This window comes from Emticicia sp. GW821-FHT11C11, from assembly GCF_058808615.1.
In genome coordinates, this window is the sequence record NZ_JBXARV010000004.1 from 126,491 (window position 1) to 144,854 (window position 18,364).

Here is an 18,364-nt window from a genome sequence, read left to right on the forward strand (position 1 = left end):
GGCGATTTTAGTAAAGGATAGAATTGTTTAAAACGAGCTGACTTAAGTCAGCTCTATAAAATACAAGTTCCTTTGTTATGATAGTCGGCGAATTTATTCGCTGTAACAGTAGCAAATTGTATTAGAACTTGTATCCCAGATTAAACCCAAAACCGCGGAGATTAAAGTATTTCAGATTACGGGCGTTATCGATTCTTACACCCTGCTTATCAACCTGCAGCGCCAGATACTTTTCGTTTATCTGGAATGTATCAATAATTTTTTCTCTCAATTCATTGATAAACTGGTCATCATAGTCTTTCAGATCCTGAGCTGACTCTCCTTTTACTTTGATATTACCCAAATGCACGCCCACTATAAACCAGTCGAGTGTAAACCTTTCACCTAAACGAAACTGCCTGCCAATCATGAGCCCACCTGAAAGTGTTTTAAATTCACTTTCCACCGGAAGTTCAACTCTGACCATATTGCCATGATAGGGCATGTCTACAAAAACAGGGATATTGCCAAAAAAACGCTCGTACTTTCCATATAGTGCCAGATAGAAACCAGTAGGTGCAGTCTTTCTGCCCGGATAAAAACGCAGCTCGGGTGTTACATTAAACAAACCGATAGAAGATTCCCCCTTTTTTACGTTTTCTAAATTGATATAATCAATACGTTTGTCGGCCTCATCAATGTATTTTTCAATCATACTGGCAAACGGAATTCGCTGTGCCGGACGATGCGAAACTCCCAAGGCAAAACTGAAGTGATCGCTTATTGCTTTTTCGTATTGTATCGAATAGGTCTTAAGCGCCAGAGAGGTAAGATTAACTTTCAGAACACTCGGACGGTCGTCTTGAGAAAAAGAAAGAAATGAGATACAAAAACAAAAGAGTAGACCAAAGGTAGTTTTCACGTAAATGGGATGTTGTTATTACTGACAGATGTATTGATATCGGCATCTATGCGCCAGTAACGGATTATTAATTCATATTTTCTTCTTTCGATGCCGCATACATTGAGTTGATGGCCGCCATTTCTTTAACCAGAAATGTTTGCAACTGCTCGTTGAAGTCTTTCTTGTCTTCGTCCGACAAGGTGGCATATAGCTCTTTCAGTTCCTGATTGATGCCTGCTTTTTCTTCCTCAGTTGAAGCATTCATGGCTCTGACGTGATAAGACTTAAGATTGAAATTTTTCATGCACTTTTACTGGTAATCTTTACTGCAAACTCAATAATAATCAATTAATTTTAAATACAACCTATTTTTGGGTAGAGTTTGCCAAAAAATAAACTATACGGCAGGCTGTACCTTTACTTTTTGGGTTTTTCGATGCACTGATTTTTAAATGCAGCGTATGTTTTTTGTCTGACAGACCAACTGCCAGCAACTTATACCACGGCAGATGCAGGGCGTTGCTCCATTGCGTATATAAGTCCATTTTCTGATAAGGGCCGTTATCTATTTTATAAAGTATTTCACCCGTATCGGGCCCGGATACAATCCCCAGTCCTACAGCATTGCCTGTAAAATCAAGTGTCAGCGATGCCTCCGGTGTTGTAGCTTCCAATACGGGGCAGTCCACAAATCCGTTTCTGGTGCCTGCACCGTCTGTCGGGCGCCATTGCTCTATCAGTTGCCAGCCGTTTTGTATTTTTGCCGCATGGATTGAAACATATTTTCCGCTTTCAAAACTCTTACCTTCCATTGGTTTTGGCAGCGTATTAGGACTAATTACAGCAGAAGTATCAGCCTGAAAAGCCGTATCAGCCATATGCAACAGATACTTGATACTCTGAAAATAAATCTCCTGGCCGTAAGGTGAAGGGTGCAGGTCTTTGAAATCATATTCCCAGCTAAACTCTCCGGCTTGCAGCCTGTCGGCTATTTCTTTGGCCAGATTAATTGATGGCAGCTGATAATGATTCGCTATCGATTCATGGTTTCTGATTTCCAGCGGAACAAGCCCTTTCCTATACTCGGCTGTTTTATCAGGGTCGGCAAAAGACATCAGTACAATATCTACATTCGGATTACTTTTGCGGGCATGTCTGACAATGCCCTCCAATGCCCTTATTTGCGTAAGGCTGTCGGTTTCGTTGGTATGGTCATTCACGGCTGCTTCTACAAACAGCAGGTCAGGAATACCTTTGTTTAGTACGTCCTGCTCAAACCGGAAAGCATGCGGCAAACTACCCAATGAGGGTATACCGGCATTGATAAACGTAAACGTTTTTTTTGGAAACCGCTCTTTCAGGTACTGGCTCGTTTTGTCTCTCCAACCTTTGTTGTGGGTAATAGAACCACCCAGAAAAGCCACAGTTATGGTTTCTTTTTGTGCAATTTTTATATAAAAATGTTCCAGTCCGCCTCTTAGTTGTATGTAGTTGGCCTTAGGCAGTGGCTGCACAACGGGTGTAGAATGCTGAATGATAAAATCGGCCCACCATTCCGGGTGTTCAATCGGAAAATGATGGCCTTCCAGCTTTTGCTCTCCCCGGCTCATGCTGTAAACATAGGCAGGCCCACCCAGTTTCTGATATTTCTCCACCAGTTTGAATGTGTTTTCGTCGGGTGGTACCAATTTGTCGTTTAAACCTATAATGTGCAGAATCGGTATCTTATAAGCCGCCAGTCCTTCCAGATTATCAATAGGGTTATCATTATAGGCCAGTGCCTGTTCTTCAGTAAAGCCGTATACATCCAGCAGTTGTTTCCACGATTTCTCGTCTCCTTTGCTTTTTCCTTTGCCACCCGGCCAGCTTTTAAAGTCACAGACGGGGGCTTCGGTATAAATGCAACTTACTTTTTCAGGATTCCGTTTTGCCCAGCCATACACATAAAGACCTCCCCGGCTGACACCCTCCAGCGCAACTTTGGGTGAAAACGAAAGATTTTGTGTAAGATAACGGTAGAAATCATCCCATTTGAGCATAGCCTGTGGGTCGCCATACCGATCGTTGGTATTGATATAAGCTACATGGAATCCCTTTTGGAGCAGAATGCTGTCCATACTCACATGCCAGTCGGGGAAATGAGCCCGCCAGACCCACGGATTCCCCGGCAGTGGCGTGTGTGGCTTTATATAATAAGCTGGGGTGCCGTCGAGCAGAAAATTAACTTTCTCAAAACCATTGCGGTTTTCAGTTGGCAGCAAGCTGAGCTTTTGTGCCTGTAACTGAAAACCGCAAATTAAACTGGCTATTAATGCAAAACGAAATAGATAACGTAGCGCCATAGATTTGTGACAGGAAATATGCTTTTCAGAATAAACGAATCATTAATGAACCTGAGTACTTATCTTTGCCTCATCAAAATCCAGTTGCAATTCCTGCTTACGGATTTCGTCATCGCTGAAAACGAATTCTCTCCTCAGCGTATATAATTCTTTTCTCTGAGTGCTGTATAAGTCCTGCAAAACCACATTATATTGTTCAATTTCTTTTCGCTGGCATGCCTGACATTCCATAGAGTTCAGTCTTTGATTGGTAATCGTGATATCGTTTTCAATTTCATCTTTCAGAAAACCCAGCAACTCGTTATTGGCTATTTCGCTCGAATACTTCTCATTCAGCTGTTTCAAAGCTGCATTCATTATTCTTAGTTTAATGCCTGCTTCCTGTTCTTCCCCCGGTGCAACGTGGTCTACTTCTTTCACATCCAGCCATTTAACAATTAAGGGAAGCGTTAAGCCCTGAAACACCAGCGTTACCAGAATAACCGTGAAGGTAATGAACAAAATAAGGTTACGATGTGGGAATGGCTCGCCGTTATTCAGAAAAAGTGGTATCGATAAGGCCGAGGCCAGCGAAATAACCCCTCGCATGCCTGCCCAACCGATAATAAACGGATTCTTTAAACCCGGATTAGGTTCTTTTTCGCGGATGCTCTTAAACAACCACCGCGGTATAAACGCTGCCGGATATATCCACACTATTCTGATAAGTATCGTAATGGCACTGATGATAAGCGCATATTTGATGGCTTCAATGATTGAGTATCCTTCAAGACCATTAATAATAGTCGGGAGCTCCAGCCCGATCAAAATGAACACCAGCCCATTGAGAACAAAAATCAGTGTAGACCATACGCCCGTTGTCTGCAATCTGGTTGAGCCATGTGTTAGTATTTCATGCGAGCGATATGATAAAAACAAACCGCCTGTTACCACTGCCATTACACCCGAGAAGTGGAACTGCTCGGCAACAATATACATAAAGTAAGGAGTGAGCAGGGTAAGTGCGGCATCAATACTAGGAGTAGTTGGTAGGAAACGATGCACCGCATAAGCCACATGTGCAATAGCCAGCCCTACAACAATACCCATACCGGCCACTATAAAAAAGCTACCGACCGCCTGTTGTAATGAAAACTGACTGGTAATAATAGCAGCCAGCGCAAATCGGAAAACTATTAAGCTGGACGCATCATTAATCAGGCTTTCGCCTTCCAGTATGGTAATTACGCGTTTTGGCATCTTGATGCCTTTCAGGACTGACGAGGCCGCTACGGCATCCGGTGGCGAAATGATACCCCCAAGCAAAAAGCCCAGCGCAAGCGTGAAGCCCGGAATCATGGCCGTAGAGGCGTAGGCCACTATGGCGGACGTAAATATCACAAGCCCGAAAGCCAGAAGACCAATAGGGCGTTTCCATTTCCAGAAATCGTTCCAGGAGGTATACCACGCCGCCTCGTAAAGCAAAGGCGGTAAGAAAATAAGAAAGATGAGTTCAGGGTCTACTTCAATCTGCGGAATATTGGGCACGAAGCTGATGAACAAGCCCGCCAGTACCAGAAAGATAGGAGAGGATATCCTGAATTTTTGCCCTAACATGACCAGCATGAAAATGACAAACAATAGCGATAAAATTAGTAATAGATTATAATGCATTTTTGTAAAGGTGTTATTGGGGGAACACAGTTCAGCAAAGAAAGGTTTATCTACAAGTGTATATAATGTAGATAATTATGTTTTTAGCGTTTCTCAGTCTGGCTGAATAAACAAATATAAGAAAATGCACATGAAAAGTACACATCGAACTTACCGGATTTTCAGACCAGAAAAAGGTCACTGGCTATCCTGTCGGCAAATAATTTTCCTTCCTTAGTAATCGTAATCGTCTGATTATTAAGTTCTAACAGCTTTTGAGAGAGATACTTGTCAAATACCGGCTGGTTATGCACCTGCCATTGTGCACCCACCAGTTTATTGATTTCGGCCATGTCACAACCCCATTTGGTGCGAAGCCCCGTCAGTAGGTAGTCGTTCAGTTGTTCTTCTTTCGTCAGTATTTCGTGGTCGGCCGGTATTTCACCTGCATGTATCGATTTCAGATATACCGCATTATTGGAAACATTATATTGCCTCGAAACCCCGTTGTAAGAATGGGCCGAAGGGCCAACACCCAGATACTCGTGTCGTTTCCAGTAAGAAGAGTTATGGCGCGAATACCGGCCGTCTCTGCAAAAGTTTGATATTTCATATTGTTCATATCCGGCCGACTCAAGGGTATCTACCAGAATCCGGAATTGTTCTGAGGAGAAGTCTTCGTTAATAGGTGGAATTTTATTGAGCTTCAACCACTTACCGAAAACTGTTTTCTCTTCAATGGTAAGGCAATAAGAAGATATATGTGGAACATTCAATGCAAGCGCTTTTTCCAGATCATGTTTCCATATCGCATGGGTATCGCTCGGTATGGCATAAATCAGGTCGATGGTTATGTTTTCAAAACCCATGTCCTGCGCCATTTTTACTGACTCTTCTGCCTCCGCAGCATTATGTATGCGGTTCAGTTTTATTAAATGATCAGTATTAAACGACTGTATGCCGATACTCAGACGATTGAACCCCAAACTTTGCAAGTTTTTCAGCAGGTCTTTATTTATATCATCCGGGTTTGCTTCCAGCGTAATCTCCGTATCGTCGGCCAGTGTAAAATACTTTTTAATAGTATTGAAAATATCATCTAATTCCTGTCGGCTTAATAGGGAAGGAGTCCCACCACCAAAGTAGATGGTTTCCAGGCGTTTATTGCTCAGATACCCTGCCTGCAATTCAATTTCCTTACAAATGGCTTCGGCCATTGCAGTTTTCGTGCTCAGGTTTGTACTGAAATGGAAGTCGCAGTAATGGCAGGCTTTACGGCAGAATGGTATATGAATATATAAGTGCAATGCTGGAATGAAAATCGGGCGGTTTCATCAACCGCCCGAGTATTTATTTTGTTCCTGTAAAAAAGAAATCAATACATTTTTCCGGTTCGTCAGAAAGATAGTGGTCATCCCAGCGGATTTCCGCCGCCAGTCCACCGGTTTCACTCATCAGCTTGTTTCTATTGAAACGGTTCAGAAGTTCATACGGTATTCTGAGTATCCAGGCTGGTAGCCGATGCTGCAAATCAAAAATATCGAAACGCATAATCTTGTTTACCGAGCGTTTGTTTTCTTCGTAGTAGTCCCACACTTTCTGATTGCCACCCACGCCCTGCGTTTCTACTTTTGAAAAATATTGTTGCATCAGCGTTCTTAATTCGGCTGTATCATATTCTCTGATATGCCATGGGTTCCGGCTCAGGCTATAAGGACGGTTTACTGTAGTGAGCAGTATTTTGCCACCCGGTTTCAGCACTCTCGCCGCCTCTGCTAAAAACTGATGATCGTCTTGTATATGTTCAATTACCTGAAAGGTAACGATGAAGTCGAACGTATTATCCTGAAATGCGGTCAGATGAGGTAAGTCGGCGGTTCTGAACGTATGCTTGGGATATTGCGCCTGCAATTGCGCTATAAGTGGCTCGTTTTTATCAAGACCAGTATAATGGTCGCATTTTTCTATCAGCGTTTCTACGCCGCGTCCCCAGCCGCAGCCCAGCTCCAGCACTCGGCCATGAATAATCTTGGCAGCCTCGGTATAAGGGAAATATAAACGCTGATGCACCGGGTTATCGGAAGGTATCTCTGCACTGGTGATTTCTGTTGTTGCGTATTTGCTCATAGACGCGCTCGGTATCTTTTATCCGGCCAGACGTATAACCGCCGGCCGTTTGCTTTTCTTGTTTAAGGTGCATTGGGTATCAGCACCGCTACAAAGTTACATCAAAATTATGCCTTTGTGAAATCAAAGCCCCGGTTTATGAAATTTTCAGCTATTAATAAACGTTAATTAAATATCTAAACCCATCTTGAACAATGAAAACACCTTTGTTGTTGATTGGATTTCTCTGGCTTAGTCAAAGCATAAATGCCCAGATAGGCCTGCATAGCATTTATAACCCTTCCCCACTGCTTTCCAGTAAAAAGAATAACCAGCAAAAGAAAACCCGGACTTTCGCTGAAATCAGACAGGACACGATGTTCATTAAAGGCCAGCCGATATTCTCGCAGTATATACCCAGACCGAAAAACTATCGCTCGTTGATATTGGTTGGTAACTCAATGGCCCTAATGAACCCAAACGGCATCAATGAAATAGATTTGGATCGCACCCGCAACAGAGCCAAGTTGTTATTTTTCAAAATGAAAATGTGGCGGTATTTCCGATAACAAAAAAGCATCAGATTTACACCTGACGCTTTTTCGCTTTCTTCAATTCTATTTAGTAATCGCCTTCAGTCTGCTCAGGCAGGTTGTTGGTTCATCACTTCTGTTTGTTTACGGATTGATTCCATGTGAATCAATTTGAACAGCTCCTCAACCACTTCAGGGTAAAGGTTCAATTTCTTAGCCTGTTCTGCGCGGCTGGTATGCACCTGTTTCCAACGATCCAGTTGAAGCACGGCCACGTTGTTGTCTCTCTTGTATTCTCCCAGTTTCTCAACCACTGCCATACGGGCCGCCAATACTTCTAATAGTTCGCGGTCGATGTTATCAATTTTCTGACGTAATCTGTCCAGTTCACTTTGGAAATCTTCACCATAAGACGCCTTACGTACTTCCAGTTCACGAAGCATTTCGCCCAGAGCTTCCGGCGTTAATTGTTGAGAAGCATCAGACCATGCATCGTCAGGATTACGGTGCGACTCAATAATAAGTCCGTCGTAATTCAAGTCCAATGCGCGTTGTGCCAGTTCATATAAGTAAGCTCTTTTACCAGCCATGTGGCTAGGGTCACCGATGATCGGCAATTGAGGGAAAAGCGTTTTTAATTCAACCGCCAGCTGCCACATAGGCGAGTTACGGTATTTAGTTTCCTGTGCATTAGAGAAACCACGGTGAATAGCCGCCATTTTCTTGATACCCGCACCTGCAATACGCTCAAATGCACCAACCCAAAGGGCCAGGTCAGGGTTAACAGGGTTTTTGATTAATACAGGAACATCCACACCTTTCAATGCATCGGCAAGATCTTGCACGTTGAAAGGGTTTACGGTTGTTCTGGCACCGATCCAAAGAATATCAATACCATATTTTAAAGCCAATTCGATGTGCTGAGGTGTAGCCACTTCTACCGCTACAGGCAGGCCTGTTTCTTTTTTTACAGCAGCCAACCATGGCAATGCTGCTTCTCCCATACCCTCAAAACTGCCCGGACGTGTACGCGGTTTCCAAACACCGGCACGTATCACGTGCGCATACCCTTCTTTAGCAATACGGGTTACGGTTTCGGTTACTTGTTCTTCTGTCTCGGCACTGCACGGACCAGCAATAATTAAGGGTTTTCCATTAGTATCTATCCAACTGTTAAGCGGAAGTACATCTAAATTTGCTTTCATTTCTTGTTTAAAATTTGTTTTGTCAATTTTTTCAATGCTTCTAGAGTCTATCAAATCTTTTGCAAAAGCCACTGAATGGGAGCACTGACTACCGTTGATATTACCGAATTATTGATATTGTTTCGTTGAATGTCTTTTCTTTGGCGTATATTTGCAAACTATTTTCGAACCGGGGCGTTATTTAAACGACTTTACTTCTTAAAATAGTACAATTCATCATCAAAACTGAAAAGATTAAAAGAAACCAATATTTGAAATAATGAAAACGGCTATTCAAAACCGCTCGTTAAATTTCGATGATACTTCTATTGCCTTTGCTCATCAATCAAACAGCAAGCTTCGTAAAACATATTTGATTTTTGCGTTGATGAATCAAAACTGGGTTGTAAAGATAGGAACTTTTTTTATAAAACTCGCAATAAAATTAGGATTACCTGTAAAATTACTGATTAAAAATACCATATTTTCTCAGTTTTGCGGCGGTGAAAGCATAGCTACCTGCCAAAAGACGATTGATAGCCTCGCGAAAAGCAGAGTGGGCACAATCCTGGATTATTCGGTAGAGGGCGAAGACAACGAAAAAGACTTTGATGCAACTACTGACGAGATAATCAGAACGATTGATAAGGCAGCAGCCCAACCAAAAGAGATTCCGTTTTCGGTTTTTAAAGTGTCAGGCATAGGTTCGGTAGAGCTTCTTGAAAAAGTACAAGAACATCCTGAAGACCTTATAGAAGAAGAAAAGATTGCTTACCAAAGGGTGCGAAACCGGGTAGAAAAACTGTGTGATCATGCTGCAAAACGCAATGTCAGAATTTTTATTGATGCTGAGGAGTCGTGGATTCAGGATGTAATAGACGAACTGAGCTACATAATGATGCAGAAATTTAACACAGGGGGTAAAACAATTGTCTATAACACTTTTCAGTTATATCGTTGGGAAAGCCTGCAGCATCTTACAGATGCCTGTAGCCTGGCCCGTAAAGAAAACTACCGGATAGGAGCAAAATTGGTACGTGGCGCTTATATTGAAAAAGAAAGACGCCGCGCAGCCGAATTTGAATACAAAGACCCGATCCATGCTTCGAAAAAAGACACCGATACCGATTTTAATAAAGCAGTTTATTTTTCAGTGGATAATCTGGATGTTCTCTCCATCTGTTTGGGAACGCATAATGAAGAAAGTTGTTTGTTATGTGCCGACCTGATGAAAGAGAAAGCCGTTAAGATGAACGATGAGCGAATCTGGTTTGCACAATTATTGGGCATGAGCGATAATATCTCTTTTAATCTGGCCAACGTAGGGTATAATGTTGCCAAATATGTGCCTTATGGGCCGGTGGAAGCAGTAATGCCTTACTTGTTCCGCCGCGCAGAAGAAAATACTTCAATTGCGGGCCAGAGCAGCCGGGAGTTTCTGCTGATTAAAAAGGAAAAACAAAGAAGAAAGGGGTGTGAGTAGTTTTGCATCAAATATTTTTAATAACTTTGATACGGCCTATTGTTCCAGCACTGGGTTCACCCGATAAATTTTGAAAGAAGTTTATCGGTTTTGCGTTAAACACAATAATAAATGACTACGAATAACGGATTTCCGGGGCGAAAATCTCCATACAAATATTTATTGCTTACGGTTTTATTGATTCTTGCCGATCAGGCCATTAAACTCTGGATGTACTATGATGTGCTACCCAACAACTATGGCGAATTAGATCTGATACCCGGTTTCTTCAAATTACATTACGTAGAAAACAAAGGAATGGCATTCGGCTGGACTCTGGCGGGCGAATATGGCAAATTAATGCTTACTGTTTTCCGTCTGGCTGCTATGGTTGGTATCTGCTGGTACCTGATACATCTGGCAGGTAGAAATGCACATAGCGGTTTGCTCTGGTCTATAGCTGCCGTGCTGGGGGGCGCCATAGGTAACGTAATTGATAGTACTTTTTACGGGGTCTTTCTTGGTAACTCACCGATAGATTCTCCCACACCCTGGTTCCACGGGCAGGTAATTGATATGTTTTATGCCTATGGCCTCGATGGCGATTATCCTGACTGGATTCCGTTCATCGGAGGGCAATACAATACCACACCGATTTTCAACTTTGCCGATGCCTGTATTTTTTGTGGGGTAATCAGCATTCTGATTTTCCAGAAGAGTTTCTTTATACATGAAGAAAGACAGGTAAGATCTACAGATGATAGCGAAACGGCAATTTCGGAAGAAGAAGCAACGGATACTGATGAAAACGGTGTTTCAGACGAAGAAAAACGACCTTCTGCCGTGGCAGATGAAGAAATAAAAGAAGATACAACAACAATGGATACTGACGATAAGCGCTTACCGGAAGATAACGAGGAGTCGCTTAAAGACAGATATAACGGTTAACAGAAAATAAAACTTTGAAATAACTATGGCACTTTTTTCTAAGCGGACATTCACATGGCTTATTGTTCTTAGCTTTTTAGTTATCACTATTGTACCATCACTGATACCTTCTCCTGGCATCAGAAATACAGTACTGGGAGTTTTCGGTGGTATATGTTTATTATTTCAGTTTCTTAATCTGCAATTTGTTTCGCCGCACAGAAGCAGAAAAGCCGATCTTGTTCAGGCTTGGATACTAATATTTCTGACAATCACGCTTCTGGTTGTGAACTTCCTGGTTTAAAGGATACAGCGATTCCTGATGGGAATTGAAGTCAAAAAAGATATAAGCACAAACAAAAAAGGGCCGTAAGGCCCTTTTTTTATTATTCTTTTGTTGGATACGGTATTATGAGTTTCTCGCCGCGCTCGGCAAAGTTCTTTGTCTTTTTATTGGCCTGCATTATTAAAGGAACTGAAACATTGTATTTACTGCCTACTATACGCAGAATATCACCCGGGCCTACGGTATGAATCGCCTTAATGCGTATTTTCAATTTGGTTACACCTACTTTAATGCCGCTTTCGTCTACCGTCGGATTCATCGCTTTCATAGTTTCTTTTTTTACATTGAAACGATTTGCGATTCCAAAGAAAGTTTCACCTTCACCAACAGTATGGGTATACATTTCACCGCCTGACGGTATGGCAACCTTCGCTTTTTCTTCTTTGGGTTTTTCTTCTTTGGGTTTCTCGGTTATTGCAGGAGTTTCTGCTTTAGTAGCCGGAGTTTCTTTTTTATCACCAACTGTAGGTACAGAAACATCAGGCAATGCATTTGCTGTGGGCTCTTCCGAAGGCTCGTCGCTTGCGGTCGATTCTTCCTCAGAAGATTGCATTTTTATTGAATTCGCAACAGAGTCTGCAGGTGCAGCGGTCAGGTCATCGGCAGTAGAGGTATCATCCGACATATATTTCCAACCGATGTAAAGTAAAGCGCAGATGATACTTACCAAAACCAGAAGTACAGCCATCGGTAAATTCCTGGAGGCTTCTTTCGGACGTTCATTTCGTTGTTCGCGATCTTCGAACTGCATGGTATTAGGAAATTAAGTTAATATTATAGGAAAACAAGGTTTCAACCGGATGTAATAAAGCATCACTTCGTATAAATATACAATCCATCTGCTTTAATAAACAAAGGGTGGGGCAAATAATTGTACAGGCTTATATACTTTTTTTCAATTCTTCATTCATATCTTCAACCAGATCTTTCAGCGCTTCACGGTAAGTTCTCAGTCTTTTGGCTACTTCGTCGTCGCCAACGCCCAATATCTGAGCCGCCAGTATACCTGCATTTTTAGCTCCGTTCAAAGCAACAGTAGCTACCGGTACACCTGTAGGCATTTGCAGAATGGATAATACCGAGTCCCACCCGTCAATAGAATTGCTCGATTTGATCGGAACCCCAATAACCGGTAAAGTAGTACTTGAAGCTACCATACCCGGCAAGTGAGCCGCACCACCGGCACCGGCAATAATTACCTTCAAACCCCGACGACGTGCCGAAAGGGCATAATCAAACATTTTCTGCGGTGTACGGTGTGCCGACACAACCTCTTTTTCGTAGGGAATCTCTAATTCGTCTAAAATTTCTGCAACCCCTGCCATAATTTTCCAGTCAGAGAAACTGCCCATGATAATACCAACCATTTTCTACTGTTTTGACTAATAATTAAAAGTTTAAATATTAGTTTTTGGTTATAACTTTAAGTTTTTCTTTTACAAAAATGACCTTTTCTTTTAATTTTTCAAAATCCTGCTCCACAATAGTGATGTGTCCCATTTTTCTGAATGGCTTGGTAATGCGTTTACCGTAAAGAAAAGGGTGTACCCCCTCAATAGCCAATACTTCATCCATACCCTGATAGACGGCCTCACCTGAGAAACCCTCTTCTCCCAGCAAGTTCACCATGGCAGCTTTAGCATGCGCCTGTGTGCTGCCCAGTGGCAGGTTAAGTATAGCCCGCAGGTGCTGCTCAAATTGTGACACATCATTGGCCCTGATGGTCTGATGCCCACTGTTATGCGGCCGCGGAGCCACTTCATTAATAAGTATCCGCCCATCTTTGGTCAGAAACATTTCTACTGCCAGCAAGCCGATAATATCCAGCGCATTGGCTGTCTGAATCGCAATTGCTTCTGCCTGTTTTTCAATTTCTGATGATATATCGGCCGGACTGAACAGATATTCAACCAGATTAGCTTCCGGATGAAAAACCATCTCCACTGCCGGAAAAGTACGGGTTTCTCCGTTTTCATTGCGTGCAACAATTACGGCCAGTTCTTTCTCAAAGTCAATCATTTTCTCCAGCACTCCTGGTTGATCAAAAGCTTTGGAGAAATCGTCGGCTGTTCTCAATACTTGTACACCCTTGCCGTCGTATCCGCCCTTACCCAGTTTATGCACTGCAGGCAGGAAATCGGCATGAGTAGCGGTGTCGGTTTTATCTTCTGTCAGAATAAAATCTGCCGTAGGTAAATGATTATCTCTATAGAATTGTTTCTGTACGCGTTTGTCTTGTATGATACGCAACACCGAAGGTTGCGGGAAAACCGCTTTACCCTGTTTTTCAAGTGCTTCGAGGGCTTCAATATTTACATTCTCAATCTCAATGGTAACGATGTCACAATCCTGTGCAAAAGCCATCACTGTATCATAATCGTTGAGTGAGCCGTTGACGAACTCATGAGAGATGTATTTGCATGGGGCATCACTATCCGGGTCAAGTGTTTTGATGGTGAAGTCGAAATCAATGGCGGCCTGAATAATCATCCGTCCTAATTGCCCACCGCCAAGTATACCCAGTTTTTTTCTGTTGTCGAATCTCACTAAGAAGTTTTTTTGCAAAGATAAGCGAAGAAATAATAGGATGTGTATCAAATTCAAGTATCTTTCTTGTGATACCTGCCCATAAAATGAAATTAGGGTTAAGTAAGGTTATGAGATTTTAACCTTACTTAACCCCGATATGCTAACACAACCAATAATTATCTGACCGGCTTGGCCATTCTTAGCACTTCTGCACCTCCGGCATTCAGGCTAAGCGAATTATTGGCATTAATAGTGTATGAATCCACTTTTTTCAATGTTTCAAGAAAAGTAGACTCACCTTCGCCCTGACAAGCCATTTTGGTAATAGCCATCGATTTATTGAAAGTGATTTTGTTGCCATATACTACCAAAAGACCGCTGAAGCTGTTGCAACTGGTATTGCCTGAAAATTTGTTATCGTTGATGTCGAAATTCAGTGTAGGTTTTTTTTCAGGATATAGCCCTGCCATTGACACCCGGGCGCCGGGTATGTCGGCCAGTTCCCAGCTACCGTTCAATTTAAGTGGCGCATTAAGTGCCTCTGTCGTTTTTTGAGGTGTGCTGCCTGTAGGGCGAGCGGATACACAACCTGCTACAATAAGACCCGATACGCAAATGGCAATGATTATGTTTTTCATAGCTTTGGAATGTTTTAATTTCTAATGATTTCTTTTTGTAATCTTGGACAAGACTCTCCTGTAGTAAGTTTAAAACAGGTCTAAAGTTTTTACTTATTTCACATGTGCATCAAGGATACAGCAGGTATTTCTTCCGCATGGTTTTGTAGGCTGTCAGACCCGGCTCCCAGCTTTTGCGTATTTCTTCTTCTGACTTACCCTCAATTATCTGTTTTTTCAGATTCTCTGTTCCGGCCAGTTTGTCAAAGCTATTCATTTGTTTGCTCTGGCTCATGTCAAAAAACTTCTCTTTGTAAGGGTAAGCGTTATACAATTCTATCAGCCATTTCAGATTCACGCGGCCGGTCTTTTTCAGTTCTGCCGTATCATAGTTTCTCAGATCTAGTCCGTAGCATTCTTCGTTCTGATGCAGCGGTGTTTCGCTCATACCCGGTATACTCACCGGGCGGAAATGAAAATCATATTTACCCTTCAAAGCCGGTGCACCCAGAACCGTAAACGGAATGTAGGTTCCTCTGCCCTGGCTCAGTATAGTTCCTTCAAACAGGCATATACTCGGATACAACAATATGGATTGCTGCGAATTGAGATTAGGTGAAGGAAACACAGGCAGTGCATACGACATATCATGGGTATAATTGGCCACTTTTATAATCTTCAGGCGGCACTGTATTTTGTTGGGAAGCCAGCCTTCTCCGTTCGCCATCTGCGCAAATTCTCCCATGGTCATGCCATGTGTAATCGGAATGTGATGCATACCGATACCAGAGTGCAGGTGGTCTTCAAGCATCGGGCCGTCTACACAATAACCGTTCGGATTAGGTCTGTCGAGAATCACCAGTTCTTTTCCATTTTCAGCACAGGATTCCATCACATGCGTGAGCGTATTTATATAAGTATAGAAGCGTGCGCCTACATCCTGAATATCAAATACCAGTACGTCAACATCTGCCAGATGCTCTTTCGAAGGCTTTTTGTTTTTGCCATAGAGAGAAATAATAGGAATCCCCGTTTTTTCATCAACATTATCAGCTACTTTGGCACCATTGCTGGCATTGCCCCTGAATCCGTGCTCGGGCCCGAAGATCTTGACAACCTTTACACCTAATGCTAACAGCGTGTCTACACTCGGCTTTTTGCCGATAATAGATGTCATGTTAATAACCATGCCCACTCTTTTGCCTTTCAGATAAGGCACATAAGCAGAAAGCTGATCGGCTCCGGTAATGATTTCTTTGGGTTTGCCGGTTACAGAAGCTGACTGAAAAGAATCAAAAATAGAATGCCTTACCGGAATAAGACAGATGATTATCAGTTGAACAGGAATAGTTAATATAAACAAAGTTCTTTTCATGTGCTGTATGCGTATAAACCCGGTGTTTTTAATGAATGATTCATTTGCGAATAAACGAAAATGTAACGGATTTTATGAAAAAATAAGATAGAATTTTCCGGGAAGATGCTGTATCTGCCACATAGTCACAAAAAAAGGCAGTCGATAAATTACCGACTGCCCGCTGATTATTTCAGAAAGAGTTTGTTATTCTTTGATAACAAATTCAGAATCTTTCAAACCTTTGTTTACTTTTACCGATTGTATTTCCGACACAATTTCGCCCATTTGCCCAGCTGTTCTTTTGGTTGTTGCCGGTATCAATACCTCTGTTCCCTTAAACTTCTTGTAGTTGTCGTAAGTAACAATGCTTTCAAATTTCCCTCTCGGTGTTTCGTTCGTAGTATAACTCTTTACTTTCAAACCCGAAGCCACATCAAAGTAATCTGTCCATTTTCTGCCGTCCGGAGCAGTCAGTTCTACTATGTAGGCATCTTTGCCACCCACTTTCTCAGTACCTGTTACGGCTTTTGTGATGCCAAGATCAGCATACATTAATTCAAAGAAAGGGTTATTGCGCATGGCTTGTATTTTAGCTGAATTGCCTTCCGGTTGTGGACGGTTCCCACCGTTACCTCCATTTCCACCGCCGGCGTTACCTCCGGCACCATTACCGCCGCCGCCGCGACCACCGAATCCGCCACTGCTTTTAAAAGTCTTTCCATCAAAAACGGTTGTCATTCCAGCATTTCCGTTAAAATACATGCTCGAAGCATATTTATCCGGAAACTTGTACTTAATTTCGGTTTCTGATGTACCTCTCTGGCTTTCGCTGGTAGTGCTGATGGTGATGTCCTGAATTTTCGCAATGGCATCTTTACCACCAATGGCCGCAATGTACTTGTCAATAATGGCATCAGCAGTAGGGGTGGTTTGTGCAAAACTCCCCAGAGCCACAAATGAGAAAAGGCTAACAAATATTCTTTTCATTGTTGTATATAAGTTAATAAACTATTGATTTTAGATTAGACGAACAATTAAACCAAAAGTAAAGTTTTTATTTCAACATTTCGATTAAAAAAAAGATAGCGAAGATAAAACCACTATAAATGGAGATAAAACAAAGGGTGTGTATATATTGGTTGAGAAGAGATTTAAGACTGGATGATAACGCAGGGCTCTATTACGCACTCAGAAGCGGCTACCCTGTGCTACCCGTTTTTATTTTTGATACGAATATTCTGGATGGGCTTTCTGATAAATGTGATGCCCGTGTGGAGTTCATTCATAATGCATTAGTTGACCTGAACAACCATCTGGCACCATTGGGCTCGGGTATTCTGGTAAAGCACGGTAGGCCTTTGGATGTATGGAAAGAGCTGCTTGAGCAATATGAAGTGGCAGAAGTGCATACCAATCATGACTATGAAAAATATGCCATAGAAAGAGACCGGATGGTAGGAGAGTTGCTCAATTCTAAGGGCATTGGTTTTTATACCTATAAGGACCAGGTAATCTTTGAGAAAAGCGAAGTTCTGACCGGAGGTAAATTGCCCTACACGGTGTTTACACCCTACAGCAGGAAATGGAAAGAAACCCTCAGCGATTTTTACTTACAAAGTTATCCGACTGAAAAGTACTTTCATCATTTTTATCAAACAGACCCGCAGCTACTGCTCTCATTGAAAGATTTAGGCTTTAGTAAGACAGGCCGCGAGTTTCCCGGTAAAGAGGCGGCCAATGATTTAATTGAAAGATATGACGAATTAAGGAATTACCCGGCCATCAATGGAACCAGTCGCCTGAGTGTGCATCTGAGATTCGGAACGCTCAGCATCAGAAAATTAGTCAGAAAAGCAATGCAACTGAATCAGGTTTGGTTGAACGAACTGATCTGGCGGGAATTTTATACGGGCATTCTGTTTCATTTTCCATATATCAATGATGGACTTGCCTTTAAAAAGGAATATGAAAACATAGTATGGCGTAATAATGAGGAAGAGTTTATACGCTGGTGTGAGGGTAAAACAGGCTATCCGATTGTAGACGCTGGCATGCGTGAACTGAATGAAATAGGCTTTATGCATAACCGGGTCCGGATGATAACGGCAGGTTTTCTGGTCAAACACCTGCTGATTGACTGGCGCTGGGGAGAAGCTTATTTTGCAGAAAAATTATTGGATTTCGATTTCGCGGCTAATAATGGTGGCTGGCAATGGGCGGCAGGTAGCGGTTGTGACGCGGCACCGTATTTCAGGATATTTAATCCCACTGCACAAATCGCCAGATTTGATCCGGATAGGACTTATATAAAAAGATGGGTCCCCGAGCTTAGCAGCAACCAATACCCACAGCCCATTGTAGAGCACGCCTTTGCCCGTGAACGCGCCATTAACACCTACAAAAAGGCTTTGAACAACAGACAGGTCTGATACCCGTTCATTGTTTA

Annotated in this window: 18 protein-coding genes; 5 read left to right on the forward strand and 13 right to left on the reverse strand. The window is 42.4% G+C overall.

The features are described 5' to 3' along the window. Nucleotides 1–121: 121 nt before the first annotated feature. The 6 genes from AC1RRY_RS20340 to AC1RRY_RS20365 form a co-directional block, all read right to left on the reverse strand. Nucleotides 122–901 (reverse strand): DUF3575 domain-containing protein, encoded by a 780-nt coding sequence (locus AC1RRY_RS20340; protein WP_492823613.1) that lies wholly within the window; start codon nucleotides 899–901, stop codon nucleotides 122–124. Nucleotides 902–968: 67 nt separating this feature from the next. Further along, on the reverse strand, nucleotides 969–1,187 hold the full coding sequence (locus AC1RRY_RS20345; protein WP_492823611.1) for a hypothetical protein: 219 nt from the start codon (nucleotides 1,185–1,187) through the stop codon (nucleotides 969–971). A gap of 61 nt (nucleotides 1,188–1,248) precedes the next feature. Then, a complete protein-coding gene (locus tag AC1RRY_RS20350; protein ID WP_492823609.1) occupies nucleotides 1,249–3,225 on the reverse strand; it encodes an SGNH/GDSL hydrolase family protein in 1,977 nt (658 codons plus the stop codon). Nucleotides 3,226–3,267: 42 nt separating this feature from the next. Beyond that, nucleotides 3,268–4,878, reverse strand: a complete 1,611-nt coding sequence (locus tag AC1RRY_RS20355; protein ID WP_492823607.1) for a Na+/H+ antiporter — start codon at nucleotides 4,876–4,878, stop codon at nucleotides 3,268–3,270. 161 nt (nucleotides 4,879–5,039) lie between these two features. Then, nucleotides 5,040–6,164 (reverse strand): radical SAM family heme chaperone HemW, encoded by a 1,125-nt coding sequence (gene hemW / locus AC1RRY_RS20360; RefSeq protein WP_492823605.1) that lies wholly within the window; start codon nucleotides 6,162–6,164, stop codon nucleotides 5,040–5,042. 43 nt (nucleotides 6,165–6,207) lie between these two features. Then, nucleotides 6,208–6,984: a class I SAM-dependent methyltransferase gene (locus tag AC1RRY_RS20365; RefSeq protein ID WP_492823603.1), complete on the reverse strand. Its 777-nt coding sequence runs from the start codon at nucleotides 6,982–6,984 to the stop codon at nucleotides 6,208–6,210. 194 nt (nucleotides 6,985–7,178) lie between these two features. Here AC1RRY_RS20365 and AC1RRY_RS20370 point away from each other — a divergent pair, with 194 nt between their 5' ends. Next, nucleotides 7,179–7,532: a hypothetical protein gene (locus tag AC1RRY_RS20370; RefSeq protein WP_492823601.1), complete on the forward strand. Its 354-nt coding sequence runs from the start codon at nucleotides 7,179–7,181 to the stop codon at nucleotides 7,530–7,532. Nucleotides 7,533–7,606: 74 nt separating this feature from the next. On the opposite strand, the gene AC1RRY_RS20375 is transcribed toward AC1RRY_RS20370, so the two are convergent. Continuing rightward, a complete protein-coding gene (locus AC1RRY_RS20375; protein WP_492823599.1) occupies nucleotides 7,607–8,701 on the reverse strand; it encodes a chorismate mutase in 1,095 nt (364 codons plus the stop codon). 259 nt (nucleotides 8,702–8,960) lie between these two features. On the opposite strand from AC1RRY_RS20375, the gene AC1RRY_RS20380 reads away from it, so the two are divergent. The 3 genes from AC1RRY_RS20380 to AC1RRY_RS20390 all read left to right on the forward strand — a co-directional run bounded on the left by AC1RRY_RS20380 (nucleotide 8,961) and on the right by AC1RRY_RS20390 (nucleotide 11,373). Continuing rightward, nucleotides 8,961–10,163, forward strand: a complete 1,203-nt coding sequence (locus AC1RRY_RS20380) for a proline dehydrogenase family protein (RefSeq protein WP_492823597.1) — start codon at nucleotides 8,961–8,963, stop codon at nucleotides 10,161–10,163. Between the two features lie 111 nt (nucleotides 10,164–10,274). Continuing rightward, nucleotides 10,275–11,090 carry a lipoprotein signal peptidase gene (locus AC1RRY_RS20385; RefSeq protein WP_492823595.1) on the forward strand — a complete coding sequence of 272 codons (816 nt, stop codon included), beginning with the start codon at nucleotides 10,275–10,277 and terminating at the stop codon, nucleotides 11,088–11,090. 25 nt (nucleotides 11,091–11,115) lie between these two features. Further along, the gene (locus tag AC1RRY_RS20390) at nucleotides 11,116–11,373 is read left to right on the forward strand and encodes a hypothetical protein (protein WP_492823593.1); all 258 of its coding nucleotides are present in this window, start codon (nucleotides 11,116–11,118) and stop codon (nucleotides 11,371–11,373) included. Between the two features lie 82 nt (nucleotides 11,374–11,455). Here AC1RRY_RS20390 and AC1RRY_RS20395 read toward each other — a convergent pair whose 3' ends face one another. The 6 genes from AC1RRY_RS20395 to AC1RRY_RS20420 form a co-directional block, all read right to left on the reverse strand. Then, the gene (locus tag AC1RRY_RS20395) at nucleotides 11,456–12,166 is read right to left on the reverse strand and encodes a LysM peptidoglycan-binding domain-containing protein (protein WP_492823591.1); all 711 of its coding nucleotides are present in this window, start codon (nucleotides 12,164–12,166) and stop codon (nucleotides 11,456–11,458) included. 130 nt (nucleotides 12,167–12,296) lie between these two features. Beyond that, nucleotides 12,297–12,782, reverse strand: coding sequence for a 5-(carboxyamino)imidazole ribonucleotide mutase (gene purE / locus AC1RRY_RS20400; RefSeq protein ID WP_492823589.1), 486 nt, complete (start codon nucleotides 12,780–12,782; stop codon nucleotides 12,297–12,299). Nucleotides 12,783–12,819: 37 nt separating this feature from the next. Further along, on the reverse strand, nucleotides 12,820–13,962 hold the full coding sequence (locus AC1RRY_RS20405) for a 5-(carboxyamino)imidazole ribonucleotide synthase (RefSeq protein WP_492823587.1): 1,143 nt from the start codon (nucleotides 13,960–13,962) through the stop codon (nucleotides 12,820–12,822). Between the two features lie 158 nt (nucleotides 13,963–14,120). Then, entirely contained in the window at nucleotides 14,121–14,582 is a 462-nt protein-coding gene (locus tag AC1RRY_RS20410; RefSeq protein WP_492823585.1) for an META domain-containing protein, read from the reverse strand. Between the two features lie 109 nt (nucleotides 14,583–14,691). Further along, a complete protein-coding gene (locus AC1RRY_RS20415; RefSeq protein ID WP_492823583.1) occupies nucleotides 14,692–15,936 on the reverse strand; it encodes an exo-beta-N-acetylmuramidase NamZ family protein in 1,245 nt (414 codons plus the stop codon). Nucleotides 15,937–16,122: 186 nt separating this feature from the next. Next, nucleotides 16,123–16,905 carry a LolA-like protein gene (locus tag AC1RRY_RS20420; RefSeq protein WP_492823581.1) on the reverse strand — a complete coding sequence of 261 codons (783 nt, stop codon included), beginning with the start codon at nucleotides 16,903–16,905 and terminating at the stop codon, nucleotides 16,123–16,125. A gap of 119 nt (nucleotides 16,906–17,024) precedes the next feature. Here AC1RRY_RS20420 and AC1RRY_RS20425 point away from each other — a divergent pair, with 119 nt between their 5' ends. After that, nucleotides 17,025–18,347, forward strand: coding sequence for a cryptochrome/photolyase family protein (locus AC1RRY_RS20425; RefSeq protein ID WP_492823579.1), 1,323 nt, complete (start codon nucleotides 17,025–17,027; stop codon nucleotides 18,345–18,347). Nucleotides 18,348–18,364 lie beyond the last annotated feature (17 nt).